The 733-nt window shown below is 48.6% G+C and carries 1 pseudogene; it reads right to left on the bottom strand.

Annotated elements, in window-relative coordinates:
• A pseudogene (locus tag R8O10_RS24940) lies at nucleotides 1-733 on the bottom strand (hypothetical protein); the annotation flags it as partial.

Raw genomic sequence — 733 nt, 5'->3', positions numbered from 1 at the left:
TAGCGAAAATTGAACTGCGCTCTTTGGTCATTTCCTCAAAGTCTGGCAAGTACAAATGCAGATGGTCTAGAGACACCGATAAATCGTACGGTTTGAGGTACGTTGCTTTGCCTTTCACCTCTTGGCTACTCACGTCCAACTGCCAACTTAGGTTCTTTTTACTGGCGTTCAATGCCACATCGTGAAACTCAATGCCGCCCAACAACAAGTTCGGCGTTTCGACTTCAATACGCGTTGGTAAAGGAATCGCAGGCGTCTTCATGTTTGCCAGCACCGATTGCGCTTTACTCTCTGGCGTATCCAGTAACGTCGCCCACTTATCTAGGTTTACCTCATCTAGACGAATCGAAGCATCGTGCCCAACGACAGGGCTAATTTTAAAACCGCCTTTGCCTAACACTAAGTTGGTCGCGGTTAACACTGGCACATCGCCCGAGATATCAATTTCGGTCTGATATTTCGCATTTGGGATTTGCAAACGAGCCGAAATGCTCTCCTGATTCCCCGATGCTTGGAGTTTCGCCTGACCAGCTTCACCGACCTTTTTCGTCAATGGGTATGGGTATTCACTGGCTAATCGACCGAGCTGCGCCAACACATCCACTTGGTAAGTAAAGCCCACATCGTTGAGCTGCAAGTCAATGTCCATTTGCCAAGGTGCATGACCGGAAACCAAGCTCAACCAACGTTCACCCAAATAAGGCTTGAGCGGCTCCACATCCCAATCACCTAA

Origin of the sequence: Vibrio sp. 1727, from assembly GCF_033344415.1 — a bacterium.
Taxonomy (GTDB): domain Bacteria; phylum Pseudomonadota; class Gammaproteobacteria; order Enterobacterales; family Vibrionaceae; genus Vibrio; species Vibrio alginolyticus.
Note: the sequence above shows the minus strand (reverse complement) of the source record. Positions and strands in the feature narration are given on the sequence as shown.